This is a genomic window from Psychrosphaera sp. (assembly GCF_982872775.1).
In genome coordinates, this window is the sequence record NZ_CEYNSH010000016.1 from 13,992 (window position 1) to 36,552 (window position 22,561).

The window sequence follows — 22,561 nt, forward strand, 5'->3', positions numbered from 1 at the left end:
TCTCCTTATCCTCGTGTTGTCACTTTTTCGATGCGTTTTTCAAACGTACCTTGAATTACTCGGTCGATGTAAATACCCGGTGTGTGAATTTGTGTTGGATCTAACTCGCCCGGCTCTACAATTTCTTCTACTTCAAGGACAGTGATTTTACCTGCTGTCGCGGCCATTGGATTGAAGTTTTGAGCTGTATGGCGATAGATACAGTTGCCGTAGCGATCGGCTTTCCATGCTTTAACGATAGCAAAGTCACCAGTGATGCTTTCTTCTAAGATATAGTTTCGGCCATTGAACTCACGAGACTCTTTGCCCTCGCCTACTAGTGTTCCATAACCTGTCGCAGTGTAAAACGCTGGGATACCAGCGCCACCAGCTCTCATTTTTTCTGCCAGCGTTCCTTGTGGCGTTAATTCAACTTCTAGCTCACCGTTTAGTAGTTGTTGCTCAAACAAGGCGTTTTCGCCCACGTATGAAGAAACCATCTTTTTGATTTGCTTATCTTCTAGCAAGATACCTAAACCAAAACCATCAACACCACAGTTATTAGAGACAATCGTAAGCCCTTTGGTGCCCATCGTTTTAATTTGTGCAATCAGACCTTCTGGAATACCACATAAACCGAAGCCACCGGCGATGACCGTCATATCGTCTTTTAAGCCTGCCATTGCTTCTTCGTAGCTCGACACTACTTTGTCAAAACCTGACATAAATCTCCCCTTTGCATTGGAATTCAACGCGTTAGTATTTTATCTGTATTTATAATTTTGTTGATAAACCGATGTTTACACAATCTGCCAATAAACTCTCTACTTCTTTAGAGGAATAGAGCAAAAACTAGACACCAACTAGTAAACCGATTTTGACAGTGACTTATTAATACACTCCTTTGCTTACTTTGTGAATGTAAATCAGCCTAAAATAGCCTCATATCATACTAAGGTAGTAGTTCGAAGGTTTGGCCCTTTTGGTAAGCTCAATGCTCTAAATTCACCTCAAGGTGAACCATATTCGTTAGTCAAATTTTAACGGCAATTAAAAAGGAATAGTAATATGTCTGTGAGCGAACACCTAAACGGAAAAGTCGCCCTCGTTACTGGCTCAACAAGTGGCATCGGCTTGGCTACTGCCCACAAATTAGCGCAAGCAGGTTGCAATATTGTCTTACACGGTCTTATTGACAACCATGTCGGTAATGAATTGGCCGAGGAATTTACAAATAAATATCAGAACAAAACAGTGTTCAGTTCAGCTGACTTGTCCTCTTGTGATGCTATTGACTCTCTTTTCCAGTTGATTAGTGATAACTTTCATCAGCTTGATATTGTAGTAAACAATGCTGGAATCCAATTTACTTCACCGGTTGAGTCTTTTCCTTTAGAAAAATGGAACCTGATTTTAAATATCAGCCTGACCGCCGCCTTTTATGTAACTCAAAAAGCATTACCACTAATGCACAAAAACAACTGGGGCCGAATTATCAATATCGCTTCCGTACACGGCCTGGTAGGCTCAGTAAACAAATCAGCTTACGTCGCTGCGAAACACGGATTGATTGGACTAACGAAGGTCACTGGCATAGAACAAGCCAAGAACGGTGTCACTGCAAATGCAATTTGCCCAGGTTGGGTAGAAACGCCACTAATTAATGAGCAAATCGAAGCGATAGCTGCTGATGATGGAATTGATATTAGTGCAGCCAAACACAAACTTATCACCGCAAAACAACCTTTGCCTGAGATGGCCAAGGCCGAGCAAATTGCGGACATGGTACTATTTTTATGTAGCGAGTCAGCTGGCTCTATCACGGGCTCAGCTTTAGCTATTGATGGAGGCTGGACCGCACAATAACTGTGCGGTTTTTATCTTTTGTAATTAGCTAAAATTGATCAGGCCGCAGGAGGCGCAATATTAGCTGGCAGTGAGTCATTAACAAAATTACCAATGACTCGATATAACTCACGACATTCTTCAGGTACAAGATCTTCAAGATTCATGAAAGCGTGGATCATGTTTTCGAATTCGCGGATGACCACCCTGTTGCCCTTTGCTTTTAATTTATCAGCGTATTGAATACCCTCATCTCGCAATGGATCGCAACCCGCCACAATAACCAAGGTTTCTGGCATGGAATCACTTATGGGCCCAAACAAGGGTGAGCATGCCTCCCTGTCTTCATAATCATCAAAATAATTATCAAAGTACCACTGGATTCGAGTGCGCTCGAGTAAGTAACCTTCACCATTTTCTTGAACCGACGGCAAACTCATCGTGTAATCAAGAGACGGATAAATCAGTACTTGCTTAGTAAATGCTAGTTCTGAGTCGTCTTGTTGGCGCATGGTCAGCGTGGCGCAAATTGCCCCACCTGCACTATCGCCGCCGATATACAGTTCATCAGAGTAACGGACATTACTTAACACTTGGTGATATTTTTTTACCACCGCTTCACAATCATTTACTCCTGCAGGGTAAGGAAATTCTGGTGATAGCCTATAGTCAACGCTTATGACAATGCACTCTGCGGCTATGGCAATTTTACGACACATAGGATCATATAGCTCAGTACTGCCACACATATGACCACCGCCATGAAAATAGACCATAACAGGAAGCTCTTGCTTTGGATTAGGACTGTATACTCGAACCGGGATCTCGGTCTGATCGCACATAACTGAACGCTCTTCTGCATAGGCTATAGAAGGAATCTGAGTGACAAACCCTGATAACTTCGTTAAGTTCTCGCGAGCCAACTCAGGAGTTGGCATTATGCCATCTTCCCTAGCTTTATTAAGCGCTTCATTGACGTTATCAATAAAACCTTCTAAATGACTTGCTAATTCACCTCGCATGTCGCTTTCCTTAAAATGGTTATTCTATTAATGGGTATAGTGATTAGTTACCTAACTATCAAGTTTAAACCGATACACTTCTTTCGATTTCTACGCTTGCTTTTCAACTTGTTTGGTTAAAGGGTTGGTTTCTGGAAGAAAAAAGCTTCCCCAGAACATGGTAGAGCTCACCACACCTATTAATATAAATGCCACCTCAAAATCACCACCGTTAAGGTCGACTAAAATACCAAATATCCACAGCACAACCGTTGCGAACAGATAGCTGATTGACCAGAACAAACTAAATACAACAGTAATCTTATTTCCCGTCATATTTGGTAATTCGTGTGGAATTGAAACCAAAGCTGTGATTGGTAAAAAAATAAAGAAGCCCAAAATCATTGCAGCGATACTTTGTGCCAGGTCCGACTGCGAAAAGGACAAAATAAACACCATAGTGGTCACGACTAAACCAGACCATTTAATGACAGGGACTCGTTGTTTAATTCGTTTACTATAAATCATCCCGGCAATCGTACCGATAATTCCAAAGCCAATCACCACGGCACTCTCACTGACGCCTGCTTTTGGGTAAAAGGTAAACAAACAAATATAGAAAGCTAATAAGCCTGCATAACACAATGAATAAGCCCAGTTGAAGGAGTCTTTCAAGCCCTCTTTATATCCGTAGCGCTCTTCAACACTCTCAGGTGAGCTTGTTTCTGCCGTGCTCTTGTCGCTTGGCGACTCACCAAAGTCGACTAGCAGCCAAACCACGGCCAACGCTAGACTTATTAGACTGAATAACATCAAGCTGTTTTGCCAATTTCCAGTGAACAAGTTAATCGATGTCATAGAAGCGAGAATAATGGCAGTACCAATGTTAAACGCAACCGCATTTAGGCCGTTGATAGTGGAGCGCTCTTCAACACTGAACCAATGCATCACTATTGGGTTGAAATACACAATCATCAGAGCGCCGCCAAGGCCCATTAAGAACCGGCTGACCAGTAGAAGCTCGTAGGAGCTAGAAAGCGGTGTAAAAAAACCAATAGTAATCAATAGACCACTGACAAAAAAAGCATACTTAACCCCTAGTTTTAACGCCAACCAGGCGGCTACAAATGTACCGACAATTTTAGCAAAGGTAACCGCACCACTGATGAAGCTTGCAGAGGCATAACTTTCCAACTCCATTGACGCCATAATCTGCGTCATGCTTGCCGTGCCGCCTACCCAAGCCATAGCAAAAAGTACGTAACTTAAAAACACAATGGCTTCGACTAAATATTTATGCCTAATTTTCATAGTTGCTTATTTCTCGTGAATAAAATAGGGTTTTAGACTAACTGACGGGCATAAGAAAATAACTACTACCTTAGTTCACTATGCCATGATACAGAGTCTGTAATAATGCTCGAGGTACCTGAATTTTTAACAAGGAGTGGCAGGTTTGATTTGGTTGTCTATGGAAACGTGGTTAGTTTCTTTTGTAGCGCTTGGGTATTTGTTATTACTCTTTTTGATTGCCTACTATGGTCAAAAATTTTGGCCATCACTCGCTAAGAGACCTGCGGTTTACGCTCTATGTTTGGGTGTCAGTTGCACGAGTTGGGCGTTTTACGGAACGATCAGTCAAGCCGCTCATACTGGGTTTGGACTCGCACCTATTTATATAGGAACCATCGCATGTTTTTTATTTGCATGGCCATTGTTAATTAAGCTCCTTCGCGTCAGCAAACAACAAAATCTCACCTCTGTCGCAGACTTTATCGCCTGTAGGTTCAACCAAGCGCCTCACTTTGCCGCCATTATTACTATCATTGCCGTTATAGGAACTCTGCCTTATATCGCGTTACAATTAAGAGCCGTGAGTCAGTCGTTCGACTTAATTACAGGGAGTGTTCAGACTGGATTAACCACAACGCTGTTTGTTACCTTTGTTTTGATTGGGTTTAGTATCTTATTTGGCGCTCGCCATTCACAAGCCAACAGACAAAACCCTGGGCTGGTCATTGCTCTAGCATTTAGCTCCTTATTTAAGTTGTTTATCATTTTACTTGTTGGCTTTTATGTAACCTTTGTGTTGTTTGATGGTTGGCGTGACCTAACCCTTCAGCTTGAGGCGTTACAATCACTTGACCCTACTTTTCATCTGACTCAAGAAGACAACGAGTTAACAAGCAGTTATTTTACCTTTGCTCAAGTACTAATCGGCTTTGTTACCATTTTTGTTACACCTCCGCTCTATCACCTTATTGTTATCGAAAATGATAACGAGAAACAGTTGAAAAAGGCCAAGTGGTTGTATCCAGGCTATTTGTTATTGATCAACGTTTTTGTCCTGCCCATTGCAATAGCCGGTTTAGTCACCTTCCCTGGTGGTGCAATTAGCCCTGATACTTTTATGCTTACCTTGCCCTTGTACCACCAACAGTCCCTTTTGAGCCTATTAGTATTTTTAGGTGGTCTGGCTGCTGCGACAAGTATGGTAATAGTCGCATCAATTGTACTTAGCACACTAATTACGACAGAAATTGCCAACCCGATACTAATTAAAAGTCGTTTTGTTGGGCTTTTAACGTCAAATAAAAAGACGACAAAAACACAGCAAGCCTCTTCTCTCGGCCCTCTCCTGCTTTACATTAGAAGATGTGTCATCGCTGTAATACTACTTTTATCGTTATCGTTTGAACGGTTAATTTCTCAACAAAACGAACTGGCGAGCCTTGGCTTGTTATCTTTTGTCTTGCTCGCTCAATGTGCACCAGCCCTCATCGCCGCCTTATATTGGCGACAAGCAAGCTCTATGGGAGCGATGTGGGGATTAATCGCTGGTTGTTTGGTATGGATTTATTGTTTACTGATTCCGGCCGTCTGGCCAAACCTAGACCTCAACCAATATGGATTGTTTGGAATTCAGGCCTTAAAACCAACCGCTTTGTTTGGTTTATCAAATCTCGACTGGATTAGTCATGGCCTTTTAATGTCATTGGCTGGCAATGTCCTTACATTCTTAATTATTTCAAAAAACACTCCACGTACTATTGGCGAAAGACTTCAAGCAAATCTATTCATCCAAAAGCCCAGTCAAAACGGGCGAGACAACAACCATATCACGCAACTTACCTACAAGGACCTTACCGACTTAGTTCAGAGGTTTGTCGATACAGACACCCTACACAAGTTAAAACGCCATTGGCCAGCCGACATTAACTTGTCACAACAGGCCCGCCACTTAGATATTCAAGAAGCTCAAAAAGCCATGTCTTCTGTACTAGGTTCAGCGTCAACAAGGCTTGTTCTCAGCGCAGTTACACAACATAAAACTGACAATATTCACTCTCTTGAACATGTCGCCAATATTGTTGATGAAGCATCTCGTCTCTATGAGTTTAACCGTGAGTTATTACAAGCGGGTGTTGAGAACATTGCTCAGGGAATAAGTGTTATAAATTCTGATATGCAATTAGTCGCTTGGAATAGCCGCTATATAGAGTTGTTAGATTTCCCTCCTGGCTTTTTGGTCTCTGGAATGCCTATTGAAAAAGTCATTCGATTTAATGCCCAAAGGGATATGATTCAAGGGAGCGACACCGAGGCTATCGTCAAAAAACGACTTGATTTTATGCGCCGTGGTCAGAGCCACAATTCTCAGCGAACCCTTCCATCAGGGATTGTCATCGAAATTCGAGGTCAAGCAATGCCAGGAGGCGGATTTGTTAGTACTTATACCGATATAACGGCACATATTCAGGCTGAACAAGCATTGAAGCTAGCCAATGAAACGTTAGAAAAAAGAGTAGAGGAAAGAACTGCTGAGCTTTCATTAGCGAAAGCGGAAGCAGAAGCTGCCTATAAGAGCAAAACGCGTTTTTTGGCAGCTGCGAGTCACGATCTTATGCAGCCTTTTAATGCCCTCTCACTTTTTACGTCCATGTTGAAGCACAAAGCTGACAGTTCTGACATCTCGGAACTTGCTGAGAATATTGAGGACTCCTTGCAAGTTGTTGAAGACTTGTTATCGGACTTGGTTCAGATAAGTAAGCTCGACAATGGAAATCAAAAAGTAGATAAACAATCATTTGCTTTAAACGACGTGTTAATTCCTTTAAAAAATGAGTTTACGGTATTGGCTACACAGCTAGATATCTCCTTTAGCTGCCACCTATCATCATTATGGGTTCATACAGACAAACGGATGTTGCGCCGTATACTGCAAAACTTTCTAGCTAATGCGTTTCACTACGCACCGTCCGCAAATGAACAGTTGCCACATCGACCTGTCCGCATCGTTTTAGGCGTTAGACGGACTTCAACTGGGATTCAAATCCAAGTACACGATAATGGTAAAGGCATTCCAAATTCTAAATTAACAACCATTTTTAAAGAGTTCGAACGCTTGGAACAAACGAGAGAAACCCCCGGCCTAGGCCTTGGACTGGCTATTTGTGAACGAATTTCGACACTTATCGATTGCCCAATTCACGTTCATTCTAACTATGGTAAAGGGGTTTATTTTGGCGTTGAATTAGTGAGTTGCCCAGCACCAATAAATGCGACGAGTAAAGAGGCCGTAATTTTAAGTAATGAAAAGTTCGATACTCAAAAAACCATTGCCGTTATAGACAACGAACCATTAATTGTCACCGCACTTAAAAAGCAACTTGAAAATTGGGGCTTTGAGGTTATTGCCGCTCAAAATAAGGAGCAACTTTTAGAGAGTATCAAACAACATAGAGGCGATGTGGATTTGGTGCTCGCCGATTATCATTTAGATAATGATGAAACCGGTTTAGGGGTAATAAACGCAATTAAAGACCGTTATTCCCATTGGTCTGGCCCGGTGATCATTTGTTCGGCTGACCCATCAGAGACATTAAGACAGACGTGTATTGATAATAATTTTGGCTTCATAAGAAAGCCGGTAAAAGGCCCGGCTCTGAAGAAAAAGTTGAAAAGCGCATTACAGAGTTAAGAACAGAGTTAATGACAATTAACTAGCGTTTAGCTGAAGTTGTTGAAAAGCCATTCCCGCAAGCGTGCGATTGTTAACTTGAAGCTTCTCTAATATGGCAGAAACGTGCTTTTTAACGGTTGTTTCTTTGATATCTAGCTCATAAGCAATTTGTTTATTGAGTTGTCCGTGAGCGATGAGGCTAAGTACTTTATACTGCTGAGGTGTAAGCTCTGATAATTGCTTAGTTAGCTTTCTTCGAGCTTCAACTTCAGGGTTACTGGCGACATTTTCGATATCTAATACCGCGCTGGGTAACCATGTTTCCCCATCCAAAACAGTATTTATAGCAGCAGAAATTGTTTCAAGATCCGAAGATTTAGGAATAAATGCCGAGGCACCAAAATCTATTGCTTGCAGCATAATTTCGGCTTGTTCATCGGCGGATACCATAATAACTTCGATATCGGGGAAGTGATTGAGTATTTGAGTTAAGGCCACAAACCCTTTGTTGCCGGGCATGTGAAGGTCAAGAAATATTAAGTCCACATCAGGCGTATCATTGAGGAAGCGCATCATTTCATTAGCGTCATTCGCTTCAATCAATTGACAGTCTAAGTTTTCGGTAACACAGGCATGTGTCACGGCTTGCTTTAACGCACTACGAAACAATGGGTGATCATCAGCTATCAACACATTAAGCTGCGTATTTATTTCTTCCATAACCTACTTCCTCTTCAAGCTATTTCAAGATTATTTAATCACTAAAACCGTTTATAGAACAATACGTAAATACGAAAACACACTCAATTTGAGTGTGTTTTGATTCAGTTACACAAAAGAAGGCTTAGAAACGATAACCAACAGTGACGTGTAGCGTTCTAGGGTCTCCATAGTAGCTAGCCAACGTCGTATCACCACCTAGACCAGGTGTCCAAGAGCCATCTTCATTTTGCGCAGCGAAGGCATAACCTCCCACCATGTACTCTTCGTCCGTTAGATTTTTGGCATGAATACCACCATACCAATTACCTTCGGTACTCTCCCAAGTCACACCCACATTGACCATGCCATAACCTTCTTGATATAGAGAGTCGCTGTCCTCGAACAAACGGTAATCATCGCGATAATAATAACCGCCATTGACAACAAAGTAGCCCATGTCACTCTCGATGAGGTAATTAGCCGATAGAGCCAAGGTATAATCAGGTGTATTTGCTAACCCCACTAATGGTGTGGCTATCTTACTGTCTTCTTCTATCTCGGCATCTAACCAACCAAATGCAACATCAAAGCTAAGCATATCAGTCGCAGCGTAGCTAATTTCAGCTTCTATACCTTTAACAGTTGAACCTTTTACGTTGCCTAAGTTTTGGTTAAGCACAGTAGCATCATTTGGATCAGGGGTTACAACGATATACTGTCGGTCTGTGTGATCGATACTGAAGGCCGTTATGTTTGTTCTTAACTGTTTATTCCAGTCCTTTTTAATACCTAACTCAAAAGAATCAACAATTTCAGGGTTAGCGGCCTCTTCATTTGTAGATGCCCTTGGGTTAAAGGTACCTGACTTAAAGCCTTGGGAATAGCTGGCAAATAACATGGTGTTATCGTCCATTTGATATTCCAAACCGATTCTTGGTGTAAAGCGCGACCAATCTGCGGTTTTCCCAGCATCTAAAGTACCATCGTTGTTACTGTCAGTGCCTAATACTTGCGGAAATACCAAATTTGGGTCTCTAGTGTAACCGTCTATCCAATTTGAACGTGGATAAACATTAAAGATCTGCACACCGTTATTAACAAATGCTGTTTTTTCTTCTCTTGTATAGCGTGCACCAACAGTGAGTGACAAGTTCGAATTTAAATCGAAGCTACTTTGCGCATAGACTGCTTGGCTGTTGGAGTTGTTACAACCGGTTACTTCTCGGGTAAAACCGGTTGCAACCCCAGGGAACAAGGCTCGACCTAAAACACCTAATACTGCATCAAAATGACCGCACGACTCGCCGTCATAGGCATAAATACCAGCGACTAGCTTGTAGCTTTCACCTGAGTAGTTGAACTGTAATTCATGACTGGTATTTTCATCATCGTAGATTGCTGGTACATCAAAAATATCCAACGCCGTATTATCAAAATCAATGTTGGTGTCTGAGTAGCCCTCACGACTCGCACCGATGTACTTAATTGATAAATCATCATTGACCGAATAATCAATTGTTAAACTAAGACCATCCAGTTCCACTTTGTTTTCAGTCGGAAGGCTCGTATAAGAGTCATAAACACTATCAGGTACAGGTGCGTCAGTTAGCATACTTGGTAACAAGCGATAACCACCTTTCGCATTTGAGTCGTCAGTCGTTTGGTCCCAAGCTAGGCGGAAAAACAAATCGTCATTGGCTTGATACTCTAGCGTTAATCTAGCCGCGGTTAGGTCTTTATTATAGTTTTCGGTGTCTTGATCGCCCAAGTTATCAGCGACCGTTAAAAACTCACCAAAGCCATCGCGATTTAAGTTTGCATAACCAAAACCAACATATAGTTGGTCTTCAATTAATGGGATTTGGCCTGTTACCTTTAAGTCTCTTTGACTGTATGAGCCCAATGTTGCGCGAACATCAAACTCACTGTCACCAGACATTGGTTTAGTCACATATTTAATGGCGCCACCAATGGTGTTTTTGCCGTAAAGCGTGCCTTGTGGACCTCGTAATACCTCGATACGTTGGACATCCAACAAATCTATAACCGCCCCCTGTGGACGAGCCATATAAACATCATCGATATAAATACCCACTCCTGGCTCATAGCCCCAAAGCGGGTCTTGCTGACCGACACCACGAATGAACGCCGTTAGGGTTGAGTTGGTACCTCGGCTTGTTTGTAATGTGGTATTTGGAGAAAATTGTTGGATTTCAGTTAAATCTTCGATACCTGCTTCGATTAGGTCAGACTCACTCACTGAGGTTACCGCTACTGGCACTTCTTGTAGATTTTCAACGGACTTACGTGCCGTTACTTCAATAACCTCTAGTCCTTGCTTTTTCGCTTTTGTATCTTCTTCAGCCACGACTTTTGATGACCAAGTCATGGTCGAAATGGCACTTAATACCGCCATAGAAACAAGTGATTTAGTAATATTTGTTGGATTCATCTTGTTACCCTGTTTTATTTTTTATTATTTGACTATTTCACCCTACGCCAACTCAATCCAAATTTAATTTGTACCTTAGTAGTATATGAAATAAAATTTTGTTTTTATTTTTTAAATACAACAAGTTAACCACCCAGACCAAACCAACTTTTAATTATAAAGTCCGTCAAAGGTAAAGAGCTAGGTAAAAAATATGGTTGTAACACGTCACTGTGTTCTTGCTTAATTGGCCAACCATGTCCCAAAGATTTGTATTCTAGGTGCTGAACCTTAATAGCGACCGAACCAGACTGGTCTATTCGCGTCCAATGATGAATAGCGGGTCCTAGACTCGGTTTTTCTGGACCGATAACCACTGCTTGTGATGCTTTCGTATATTGTTGTGCCGTTCGTTTTGAATTAATCGGGTTTACAATTTCATCAGCAGTACCTGAAACAATGATGATGTGGCGCTTTTTCCCTTCTGCAAACAACTCAGCACCTTGTAAGATAGAAGCACTCAATTGTTTTACTGAATGTGCAGGGCCTGATTTCATACATGAAATTGCTTCAGTTAACGTTGATGCACAAGGATATGGCAACCCTGCAACAACAGCTAAACCACGATATAACTCAGGGTTTTGTGTAAATACAGCGTTCGCCATAGCACCTCCAGCAGAGAGCCCAATCAGATAATTCTCCGATGTATTAACAGACTTTTCTGCTAAAAGAGTGAAATTAACAATACTTTTATGCTCACCTGAGCCCTTTTGAGTGTCATTGTTGGAAAACCAATTGAAACATAGCTGGGGATTATTTTGGCTTGATTGCTCTATGATAAGTAAGTTTAATTGATAATTTTCGGCAGCCTGAAGCAAACCGCTATTATCAGCAAACGTCTCACCTGTTTGTGTACAACCATGTAACAAAACAAGTAGAGGTCTTTTATCACCATTTAAAATTAAATTAGCCGCTAGGTTCCCTGGGTTTTTATCAACTGAGAGAATAAGTGGAGTCATTTTCTGTTTCACACTTCGGTCGGTACTCGTACCAGCAAAGCTTAATTTAGTTTGCACAATGTTGACTGATATTAGACAGCATAATAGGAGCGACCTAATACAAGCTCTGGTCTTTGATAAATTGTTAAATAACATGATCTTCCTTTGTGTAAGTCCGTTAGATAGTCTCACAAGTCAACGTTACTTAAGTCTTTTTAACAATGCTACTTTAGTCTCCAATACCGTACACAAATTTGACACATCATTTACGTAGCCCAATAAACAAGCTATAAATATGGTTAGTACTTGTACAATTTAAAAAACCACTTTATCTTGCTCTTTGAGGTCTGGTTTGATCTTGTACATTTGAAATTTGCATTGGAGCCGCTTTTGTCAATACAATTTTTAGCCAAACAACCTATCTTCGATTCATCTCAAGACGTCATGGGTTATGAGCTTTTGTACCGAGATTCAGAAAAGAATGCCTTTCCAGCGGGAATGACCGACGAAGAAGCTTCGGCTCGTATGTTCTACGAAACGGCACTATTTCACGGTATCAATAGCGTAACCGAAAAGCGCAAAGCCTTTGTTAACTTATGTGATAAGAGTGTTCTAAGAAAAATACCGAACTTAATCCCTCGAGATAATTTGATAATTGAAATAGTCGAACGCAGTTGCGTAGACGACTCAACCGTTTCCGCAATTGCAGAACTACACAAACTCGGTTACGTATTTGCTCTGGATGACTATGATTTTGAAAAAAAGTGGCAACGGTTATCATCTTATATCAGTTACGTGAAGTTCGATATTCCTGAGGATACCGTTGATATTCCTGATACAGTCCAACGTATCAAAAAAGACTTTCCCGATGTTAAACTCATCGCAGAACGTATCGAAACACAAGAGCAGGCCGACTTTGCGATCAAACATGGTGTTGATTATTTACAGGGCTATTTCTTCGCAAAGCCACAGGTCATGAAGTTTCAAAATATCGATCCCTCAAAGGTTGTCGCGTTAGAACTGGTAAACTGTCTGACTCAAGATATGTTAGATTTTGATCGAATCGCAACAATTCTAAAGCGAGATATTAGCCTCACTGCTCGAGTGATTAAACTGGCCAATATTTCACTTCAATTTCGAAACATCACCATTTCAAGCATCAATAAAGCCGTGATTTACCTCGGTGAAGATACGATGCGGAAATTTATTTCAGTCGTTGCGGTGACAAAATTAGCAGACGACAAGCCAAATGAATTAGTGTTACTTGGCTTGCGCCGGGCACTCTTTGTACAAAATTTACCAAAGCTTATAGGTCGCCAACCTAGTCCAACTGGCTTTCTAGTCGGCATCATGTCGGTTTTGGATGCGATTTTGAATACGACAATGGAAGACGTAGTCGAAAAATTAGCGCTTCAGGACAAGCTAGCACAGTCATTATTGAACTATGAAGGCCAATACGGGTGCTGCTTAAAACTGGTTAAATACGTAGAAGTGGGTGACTGGGATGGCGTTATCAATCAAATTCAAAAACACTTTCCTGGACAAGAATTCGATATCGACTTTTTGTATCACGAAGCCGGCGAAGAGGCCGAGCGCCTGTTAAGCACCTAACGTTACTATAAAGGTTATTGCTAACGTTAATGGATAATTGTTTATAGGACTATCTTGTTATTGTGAGCATTGCTCAATCATTTGTAGCTTTTGTCCTCTCGTTAGCTTTTTGACGGCGATTTCTCGCTGCGTCGCCGAACTTCTAGACTCCGCCGCCTCTTGATAAACCATTGTGACAGGCGTTCTAACACGAGTATACTTCGCGCCTTTTTTGGCATTGTGTTGATTGAGGCGACGCTCACAATCTGTTGTTATTCCTGTATAAAGTGTGTCGTCAGCACATTTTAGTATATAAACAAACCAGCCCATGGTTTAACCTATTCAATCCTGTCTTTTCAATTTTATTTACTAGCTTAGCGTCTATTTTGTCCTAAAGTACAACTAAAACTGTCGCTAAGCACCATTTTAATTCCCAAAGAAAAAGGCAATACGATTGCTTAAATATTGATATTCGGGTAGTCTTCAGCGCCTTTTGTTTTTAGGTTTTGAGTCCATTTATAACGTAACGATTATAATGGGAACAACACCGCCTCCAAGACAATTACCTTTTTTTTCTAGCAAGCGAGACAACATGCATTTTACCGAGTTAAACCTAAGCGAAGCAATACTAAAAGCCATTGCGGAGCAAGGTTACGATTCACCCTCTCCTATTCAAGCCAAAGCGATTCCTGCTGTATTAGCAGGTAATGATGTCATGGCCGCCGCCCAGACTGGTACAGGTAAAACGGCTGGTTTTACCTTGCCGTTGTTAGAAAAGTTAAGAAAAGGCAAACTAACCAAGTCAAATCAAGTACGCGCTTTAGTCCTAACTCCAACTCGTGAGTTAGCAGCCCAAGTGGCCGATAGCGTCGCTACCTATGGCAAACACTTAGATCTTCGATCTGCTGTGGTTTTTGGTGGTGTTAAAATAAACCCACAAATGATGGCACTTCGCAAAGGGGTTGATATTTTAATTGCAACGCCAGGTCGATTACTCGATTTATACAGTCAAAATGCGGTTAAGTTCGACCAACTCGAAGTATTAGTTCTAGATGAAGCAGACCGAATGCTTGACATGGGTTTTATTCATGACATCAAAAAGATCATAAAAATGTTGCCAACAAAGCGTCAGAATCTGATGTTCTCTGCAACTTTTTCTGATGACATAAAAACCTTAGCGCAAGGGTTAATGAACGACCCTGTACACATTTCAGTGACACCAGCAAATACAACGACAAAGTTGGTTGAGCAAACACTTTATAACGTTGATCAGGGCCGTAAAGGCAAGTTGTTGATCAAGTTAATAAAACAAAATGATTGGCAGCAGGTGCTTGTTTTTAGCCGCACTAAACACGGTGCCAACCGCATTGCCAAAAACCTAGATGCAAAAGGTATCAGTGCGGCTGCGATTCATGGGAATAAAAGCCAAGGTGCTAGAACCAAAGCGCTAGCTAACTTCAAAAACAAATCAATTCGAGTATTAGTCGCGACAGATATAGCCGCGCGCGGCTTGGACATCGAGCAACTACCACAAGTAGTCAACTTCGACTTACCTCAAGTCGCAGAAGACTATGTCCACAGAATTGGTCGTACCGGTCGAGCAGGTGCTTCGGGGCATGCGGTTTCTTTAGTCAGTGGTGATGAATTTAAAAACTTAACGGATATAGAGCAGTTAATCCAACAGCATATTCCGCGTCAAGTAGATGAAGAGTTTGTCCCTCAAATGCCTCTAGCTGAAGCTAAGCCAATTAAGCCACCTAAAAAGAAAAAGCCTAAAAAGAACAAGGTGAAATCGGCTAATTCAACCGATGAACTTCCGCAGCAAAGCAAACAATCAGTGGCACCGGAAAAACAAAACGCCAAGCCAAAGCCAAGACGTAAACCGAACCAAAACAGAAAATCTAAACCTCAAGATTCGGCTAATCATCAAGCCAAACCTGATAATAAGGCAAAGCGCAAAAGTGCTAAGCCAGGTTCGAGTAAGTCCAATAATGCGAAACCTAACCGTGGTAAGTCTCATCGAGCCAACTCGAATAACGACAGCCGCAGTAACTCAACCTCAGGTAATAATAAAAACAAAGCATAAGCTTGTTGATCTGAGTCAACACCTCGTTAAAAACCGTTGTAATTCTGATAAAGGGTAATTGCTTACCCTTTTTTTGCACAGTACACTTTAGATATCTAAATGATAATAGAGAAGTCACTGTGCACGGTTCTTTCGTTCTTGAAATAATATACATCCTTCTTGCCGCTGTTCTCATTGTACCCATTTGCCAAGCCTTAAAGCTTGGTGCAGTTCCCGGCTTTTTGATATCCGGAATTGTGATAGGCCCAAGTGCCCTTGGCTTAGTGAGTAATGTAGAAACCATCAGCCACACTAGTGAGTTTGGTGTTGTGTTGCTTCTCTTTATCATTGGTACTGAAATGAAGCCTGCGTTTTTGTGGAAGATAAAAAACTTAGTTTTTGGTCTCGGCAGTTTGCAGATACTACTTAGTGCCCTATTTATCGGCAGCCTTTCTTTTTGGTTATTTGGGATTGAGACTAACAGTGCTATCGTCATCGGCCTTGCATTGGCCCTTTCTTCAACCGCATTTGTCTTGCAAATTCTGACAGACAAAAGGCAATTAACCAGTGAGACTGGGCGAGCATCCGTTGCGATTTTGCTAATGCAAGACTTGGCTGTCGTGCCCTTACTTGCCCTTATTCCACTGTTAGCGAGTAACAGTTCGGTGACGGGCAGTCTCGGAGGAGCAATTCTTCAGTCAGTCATAATTCTAGCTTTAGTGTTATTAGCTGGGCGTTATTTATTAAACCCCATTTTACATTTGGTTGCTAAAAGCGCTAATTCAGAGGTATTCACAGCTGTTGCTGTCCTGATCGTACTTGGTACCGCCTACTTAACAGAAATAGCTGGTTTATCGATGGCAATGGGAGCATTTTTAGCCGGCCTGTTAATTTCAGATTCGGCTTATCGCCATCAAATAAAAGCAGAAATACAGCCTTTTAGAGGCTTATTACTCGGTATATTTTTTGTTTCCATGGGCATGTCCTTAAACCTGAGCGTTTTGTTTAGTGCTCCTTTGGTGCTTTTAGGTGCAACGATTTTATTAATGGCCACCAAACTTTTGGTTTTAACCCCGTTAGTAAAACTATTTGGCTTTAGTTGGAAAAAGTCTCTTTCGGTGGGTCTTATATTAGGTCAAGGGGGCGAATTTGCATTAGTACTATTCGCCTTAGCGTTTAATCAACAGATACTGCCACAACACCTTTTTGAACAACTTATGTTAGTCGTTCTGCTAAGTATGTTAATTACCCCATTATTGACCGCCTTGGCGTTTCATATTCAACAAAAAGACGAAGCGCTGGCTATTCCCACCCAAGCGGCTCCCAATGAGGAAGTTGTGCAAGGGCGTGTTGTTATTGCTGGTTTTGGCCGCGTCGGCCGAGCGGTAGCTAAAGTAGTGGCTAACGCCGGTATTCCCTATATCGCATTCGATAAAAGCGCCAATATTGTTAATCGCTACAAAGATGACTATCCGGTGTTTTTTGGTGATGTCACTCAAACCTCTTTACTCAAATCTGGAGGACTACAACAAGCCGCAAGCGTCATCATTACCGTGAATTCACCTGAAGATGCAAAAGAGTTAGTGACGACGCTGAGAGCCGCGCATGCAGACTTGCCTATTTACGTTCGAGGCCATAACAGCGAAATTTGTCGTAAATTAATCGAGCTCGGAGCCAATCGAGTAATTTCGGAAAATATTGAAGTGAGTCTAGAGCTTAGCGAACAGGTTCTTGCTGACTTTGGCGTCGATGAACTAACGATAGACCAGCAGTTAACCGCATTTAGAGAAAATTATTATAAAAAAATCTGAATTTCGACCGATAATGTATTGAGGTAGTGCTAATCACTGCCTCGCTAATTGTCGGAGTTAAGTTGTCAGATGGTTCACATTTATAAGCGGTTTTATTTTTTATTGGTTGCGTTTGTCATTGTAAGCCTTACTAGTTGTGGTTCTAGTGATAGCGATGATGACACGAGTGAACCACCACAAGCCTTTTCAGTCCAGGTTAGTCCATCGACTATTGAGCTTTTAGTCGGCCAACAATCACAGCTCAACTATTTAATTACAAATGCAACTGTTACAGACGTAACAGTGAGCATCAACCAAGCAAGCCAATATGGCTCTTTAACCATTAACAACGCCAATCAAACGATGACTTTTATTGCAGGAAACCAAGTCGGCAGTGACGAAGTCATCTTAGAGTTTTCAAATGGTGAACAGTCTGTCACCGTCAACCTGAATGTCACTATAACTAGTAATAGTGACGGCAATGATGGTGGAGACGGGAGCGACGACGGAAATGGGGACGGTTCAACCACCCCCTCTGACCTAAAGTTCGTCAAATGGCCATCCGATTACATCACCCTATTTGAAGGCGAAGAAGTTACGCTTAACCTGAACAGAAACTTTGCGGTTGGTGACCCCGACGTCATTGAAAACTTCTACATGAATGCGGCCAATATGACAGGCCAACTTTCTGAAGATAAAACCCAATATACAATCAAAGCAGGTGGTGGTGAGTCTGATACGTATGGTGAGCTTTTGGCTGTGACAGAAGTGAACGGTATCGTCCACGAAGAACTTTTACAAATTATTTTCTACAACAAAAATAGGGACTTAACTACAGACGTTGCGCCCGTTATCGCCCTCATTGAACCAGAGCTCACACTTTCTCATGGTGTTACAAACTCGATGGTATTTGATGTTTACGACCCTGACTCTGATCGCATCTCCTATCGTGTTATTAGCAGCCCAATTAACGTTAATACCCATGTGCATAGAACACCACAAGGGTTCGAGCTATCTGCGTCTATGCTGTCAACAAATGATTCAATTGATTCTCAACAAGACGCTCAACAGGCCATCACTCTTGAAGTAAGTGACGCTCACTTAACCCACCAAGTTGATATTGCAATTATTGAAGCAGCAGAACAAAGCCAAGCGACAAATTTAGGTAACAACAGTATCAGTTTGAACAACGAGCCGCCCAAAATATTTATCGAAGAAAACGTCACCGTCAGCCTCATCAAGGAATTATCCGGACAAGAAACCGATACCATCGCGACTTTTGCTTATGTTCTCGAAGATGAAACGCCGAATTTTGTTGAGTTAAGTGCGACTAGTACTAGTACTAGTACCGATTTTAGCTTTGAATTCAATTACCCTTACGTCTCCGTCTTCGCCGACGATGTATCTAATTTAGAAGATGAGCAAGTTACTTTGATTGCGAACGACGGGAGTTTTCAAAGTAAGTTAACTTTCCATCTTTATGTTCAAGACAATTACACGGAGTTTTTGGGGGGAAATGTTAATGTTGCTCCAATTATCGAGGCAGACCCTATTCCACCAGTATTAGAAACAAAAAGCATACAGTTTGACGTCAGTGGTTCTGATTTTGAAGGGCACGACTTTACAATTAGCGCGCGCACTGACGAAAGTTATGTAACCGCGCTGGTCGATGGCATGTCAGTTAACTTAACAACGATGTTACTCGCCGAAACTGAGGCTGTTACAACGGACATCGAACTCATCGCAACCGACGTTTTTGGTAGCGCCCGATCACTTTCACTTCCATTAGAAATCTACAAAAATACGCCCCCTGTAATCAATACTGATGCAGTCGCAGTCGATATTGTTAGTGGCGCTAGCTTATCGATCCCCATTGTCGTAAATGATGTTGATGAGGAGGGGCTTACCCCTGAATTTATCTATGACGACTCAGATTTAACCATCAGCTTTGCAAACGGTATTGCCACTATAGAAGCCGCATCGGTAGAGCAAGAAACGTCAGGAAGCGTAATCATCAGAGCATCGGATGAGTTTGGTGCAACGACTGAAATAGAGCTTCCACTGATCATCCGAATCAATAATCAGCCACCCTCAATCACGGTTGCAAGTAATAATGTAACCATCGCGCCCGGACAGTCTGAGTCTATCTTGCTTACCTATGCCGACCCTGATGGAACCGCCTTAACGATCAGCCGATTCACCAGCGATCCATTATTGACCTTTTCTTACAATCAAACATCTGGCGAGTTGACATTAAGTTTGGACCCTAGCGCAGAGTTTCAGCAAAGTATGACGTTTACCACAATTGCATCTGATGGCTTTATTGAAGTATCAGAAACAATCACCGTAGACGTACCTGTAGCCCCAGAGCCTCCATCGTTGAACATTGAGTTATTTAACCCAAGTGTGAGCGAGGGTAACTTCCAGATAATCAATTTCGAAGCGAATGATGTGAACGGCGACAATGTCATCATCACCACTGCGGACGGTGGTAACAATAACGTCGATGAACTTATCATCACTCAACTCGGTGATAGTTTGAGAATAGATGTGCCTGACAATGTTTTAAGTGAAGAAAGTTATTTGATCGAAATCATTGCAACAGACGATAGCAGCAGTCAATTATCAACCTCACAAGTTATCGAAATAACGGCGATACCAGAAAACGATCCGCCGGAAATAACATTAAGCCAGCCGTTTATAAACCTAATTAACGACTACCAAGTGAGTTTGCCATATACCATCGTCGATATAGACAATTCACCAAGCGAGCTGACCATCCAAGTATTGGACGCCAATTTTGATCCAATTCCGAATACGATTGACGTTGTAGGTTTCGATATTAATGGGATAATTTTAAGAGCCCAATCCAAAGGTGCGGTCATCAATAACGAAGAAATCGTAATACGGGTTACAGACGCAGATAATACATCCAGTTTTGCGACCTTGTTGGTCAATAAATCCTTAGAAAACGCCCCACCTGAAATAGATTATAACTTCAGTCCAAAACTGATAGATATGGGCGACAATTCGTCTGTTAATGTAATTTATTACTTCGATGACCCTGATATTCATGATGAGACTAATTTACCAGAAGATACTGTATCTGTGGTTTCGGTAGGTACAGATAATCAATTTGGTAACGAAAATGTTGTGTCGATTTCTAATTTAACTCCATTCAGTAATAGAGTTGAATTTACCATTAATACCCAAGACGTCGTTCTGGCCGACACAGAATCTCGTACGCCGGTATCTATCGCCATTATTCTCACAGATGGTTATGTATCTGTATTAGAAAACATCCAGGTTGATGTAAGAGACGAAGACTTATAAATTTTGATAAAAGCACTTGCTACTGAGTCTAAATGAACGTTAAATAAAGCTTTATTTAGGCTTGGAGCGCATTATGACTCACCCGGAGCACTACCCTCTTACTGATTTTATCGAATACCCTGAACATGAAATGCTCGAACGCTCAAACGCGTATTACAACGAGATAAAACGCCGTCACAGTATCCGTATGTTTTCATCAAGACCCGTCCCGCAGTCGATTATTGAAAATTGCATCAAAGCCGCTGGCACAGCACCTAGTGGTGCGAACCATCAGCCTTGGCATTTTGTTGCTATTCACAGCCACGATGTTAAAAAACAAATTCGCGAACACGCCGAAAAGCACGAACAAGGCTTTTATGAAGGTAGAGCGGGAGAAGAGTGGTTAAACGCTCTTAAACCTTTGGGTACAGACGCTGAGAAACCATTTTTAGAACATGCGCCTTGGCTCATTGCCGTGTTCAGCCAGAAAAAAGGCGGTGTTCGTGCCGAAGATAAAAATACCAATTACTATGTCCATGAATCAGTGGGGTTAGCCACTGGCTTTTTAATAAATGCATTACATCACAGCGGCCTTGCTACACTGACTCATACTCCTAAGCCAATGCAATTTTTAACAAAAGTCTGTAACCGCCCAGAAAATGAAAGACCTTTTATGCTATTAGTCGTCGGCTACCCGGCAGAAAATGCAACAATTCCCCATCATTCAACCATTAAAAAACCTTTGAGTGATATTGCGACGTTTTTGTAAAAAAACACCTCGATTTGTTTATATTTGCACTATTTTTAAGAGATTAATTAATGAAATACAGTAAGTTAGGGCACAGTCAATTAGATGTTTCTCGAGTCTGTTTAGGTTCAATGACCTGGGGCGTTCAGAACAATCAAGCGGATGCCAATGAGCAAATTAATTATGCTCTGACGAAAGGCGTCAACTTTGTTGATACGGCAGAGCTTTACCCTGTCCCACCATCGGGCGAAAAGTATGGTGAGACTGAGCGTATCATTGGTCGCTATCTCAACCAACATCCAGACAAGCGCCAAGACATTATCCTTGCCACAAAGATAGCTGGCAACGGCTTACCTTGGATTAGAAATGCTCAGGACATCGATGGCAAGTCCATAAAGAAAGCCGTCGATGAGTCACTTAGTAGACTGCAAACAGACTATATCGATTTGTTTCAACTACATTGGCCAAATCGGACGTCACCTCATTTTGCCAAGCATCGTCCTAACCAAGTTCGTTTCTCCGAATTAGACAAGGCACATGAAATTGCTTTGATGCACGAAACTCTCGACGCCCTACAAGGCTGCATTCGCCAAGGAAAAGTTCGTTTTTGTGGTTTATCTGATGATACAACCTGGGGTATTAACCAATATTTGAAGCTCAGTGAAAAATTCGACCTACCTAAAATGGTATCGATTCAAAACGAGTTCAGTTTATTACATACAAAAGACTGGCCGTACTTGATAGAAAACTGCATTCATGAAGACATTGCCTATTTACCTTGGTCACCACTGGCCGGTGGCGCACTTTCAGGGAAGTACCTTAACGGTGCAAGACCGACAGGTTCGCGCTGGACTATGAGTCAACGCAACGGGTTGTTTAGGGACTCGGAGCAAAGCATGGAGGCAATTGGACTATACAAAAAACTGGCTGAATCCGTTGGCCTCAGTGCAGCACAATTGGCACTGGCTTGGTGTAATCAAATCGATGGAGTGACATCAACTATTATAGGTGCAACCTCAATGGCGCAACTTGAAGAGAACATTGATGCTTTTGACCTAGATTTGTCTGAAGAAGTCGTTAACCAAATAGATCAAATCCTAAAGCGTTATCCTGCGCCATTTTAGTCAAATCAACCTA

15 protein-coding genes are annotated in these 22,561 nt (G+C 41.8%); 8 read left to right on the forward strand and 7 right to left on the reverse strand.

Going from position 1 to position 22,561, the window contains the following annotated elements:
* Positions 1 to 5: 5 nt before the first annotated feature.
* The gene (locus tag AC4E96_RS06550; protein WP_488032706.1) at positions 6 to 704 is read right to left on the reverse strand and encodes a CoA transferase subunit A; all 699 of its coding nucleotides are present in this window, start codon (positions 702 to 704) and stop codon (positions 6 to 8) included.
* Positions 705 to 1,047: 343 nt separating this feature from the next.
* Between AC4E96_RS06550 and AC4E96_RS06555 the strand changes: the two genes are divergently transcribed.
* Positions 1,048 to 1,845 carry a 3-hydroxybutyrate dehydrogenase gene (locus AC4E96_RS06555; protein ID WP_490255266.1) on the forward strand — a complete coding sequence of 266 codons (798 nt, stop codon included), beginning with the start codon at positions 1,048 to 1,050 and terminating at the stop codon, positions 1,843 to 1,845.
* 38 nt (positions 1,846 to 1,883) lie between these two features.
* Here AC4E96_RS06555 and AC4E96_RS06560 read toward each other — a convergent pair whose 3' ends face one another.
* On the reverse strand, positions 1,884 to 2,846 hold the full coding sequence (locus tag AC4E96_RS06560; RefSeq protein ID WP_488032708.1) for an alpha/beta hydrolase: 963 nt from the start codon (positions 2,844 to 2,846) through the stop codon (positions 1,884 to 1,886).
* A 90-nt stretch (positions 2,847 to 2,936) separates the two neighbouring features.
* Positions 2,937 to 4,136, reverse strand: a complete 1,200-nt coding sequence (locus AC4E96_RS06565; protein WP_490255267.1) for an MFS transporter — start codon at positions 4,134 to 4,136, stop codon at positions 2,937 to 2,939.
* A 136-nt stretch (positions 4,137 to 4,272) separates the two neighbouring features.
* Between AC4E96_RS06565 and AC4E96_RS06570 the strand changes: the two genes are divergently transcribed.
* Positions 4,273 to 7,806, forward strand: coding sequence for a hybrid sensor histidine kinase/response regulator (locus tag AC4E96_RS06570; protein ID WP_490255268.1), 3,534 nt, complete (start codon positions 4,273 to 4,275; stop codon positions 7,804 to 7,806).
* Between the two features lie 18 nt (positions 7,807 to 7,824).
* Here the strand turns inward: AC4E96_RS06570 and AC4E96_RS06575 are convergent, their stop codons facing one another.
* The 3 genes from AC4E96_RS06575 to AC4E96_RS06585 form a co-directional block, all read right to left on the reverse strand.
* The gene (locus AC4E96_RS06575) at positions 7,825 to 8,508 is read right to left on the reverse strand and encodes a response regulator (RefSeq protein ID WP_490255269.1); all 684 of its coding nucleotides are present in this window, start codon (positions 8,506 to 8,508) and stop codon (positions 7,825 to 7,827) included.
* A 124-nt stretch (positions 8,509 to 8,632) separates the two neighbouring features.
* Positions 8,633 to 10,942, reverse strand: coding sequence for a TonB-dependent receptor (locus AC4E96_RS06580; RefSeq protein ID WP_490255270.1), 2,310 nt, complete (start codon positions 10,940 to 10,942; stop codon positions 8,633 to 8,635).
* Between the two features lie 125 nt (positions 10,943 to 11,067).
* The gene (locus AC4E96_RS06585; protein WP_490255271.1) at positions 11,068 to 11,997 is read right to left on the reverse strand and encodes an extracellular catalytic domain type 1 short-chain-length polyhydroxyalkanoate depolymerase; all 930 of its coding nucleotides are present in this window, start codon (positions 11,995 to 11,997) and stop codon (positions 11,068 to 11,070) included.
* A 312-nt stretch (positions 11,998 to 12,309) separates the two neighbouring features.
* Here AC4E96_RS06585 and AC4E96_RS06590 point away from each other — a divergent pair, with 312 nt between their 5' ends.
* A complete protein-coding gene (locus AC4E96_RS06590; RefSeq protein ID WP_490255272.1) occupies positions 12,310 to 13,530 on the forward strand; it encodes an EAL and HDOD domain-containing protein in 1,221 nt (406 codons plus the stop codon).
* Positions 13,531 to 13,587: 57 nt separating this feature from the next.
* Here the strand turns inward: AC4E96_RS06590 and AC4E96_RS06595 are convergent, their stop codons facing one another.
* Entirely contained in the window at positions 13,588 to 13,839 is a 252-nt protein-coding gene (locus AC4E96_RS06595) for a GIY-YIG nuclease family protein (protein WP_490255273.1), read from the reverse strand.
* Between the two features lie 262 nt (positions 13,840 to 14,101).
* Between AC4E96_RS06595 and AC4E96_RS06600 the strand changes: the two genes are divergently transcribed.
* From AC4E96_RS06600 to AC4E96_RS06620, 5 genes are all read left to right on the forward strand, one after another.
* A complete protein-coding gene (locus AC4E96_RS06600) occupies positions 14,102 to 15,595 on the forward strand; it encodes a DEAD/DEAH box helicase (RefSeq protein WP_490255274.1) in 1,494 nt (497 codons plus the stop codon).
* Positions 15,596 to 15,714: 119 nt separating this feature from the next.
* Entirely contained in the window at positions 15,715 to 17,385 is a 1,671-nt protein-coding gene (locus AC4E96_RS06605) for a monovalent cation:proton antiporter-2 (CPA2) family protein (protein ID WP_490255275.1), read from the forward strand.
* A 69-nt stretch (positions 17,386 to 17,454) separates the two neighbouring features.
* On the forward strand, positions 17,455 to 20,697 hold the full coding sequence (locus tag AC4E96_RS06610; protein ID WP_490255276.1) for an Ig-like domain-containing protein: 3,243 nt from the start codon (positions 17,455 to 17,457) through the stop codon (positions 20,695 to 20,697).
* A gap of 73 nt (positions 20,698 to 20,770) precedes the next feature.
* Positions 20,771 to 21,445: a nitroreductase family protein gene (locus tag AC4E96_RS06615; RefSeq protein WP_488032719.1), complete on the forward strand. Its 675-nt coding sequence runs from the start codon at positions 20,771 to 20,773 to the stop codon at positions 21,443 to 21,445.
* 50 nt (positions 21,446 to 21,495) lie between these two features.
* Positions 21,496 to 22,548, forward strand: coding sequence for an aldo/keto reductase (locus AC4E96_RS06620; RefSeq protein WP_490255277.1), 1,053 nt, complete (start codon positions 21,496 to 21,498; stop codon positions 22,546 to 22,548).
* Positions 22,549 to 22,561 lie beyond the last annotated feature (13 nt).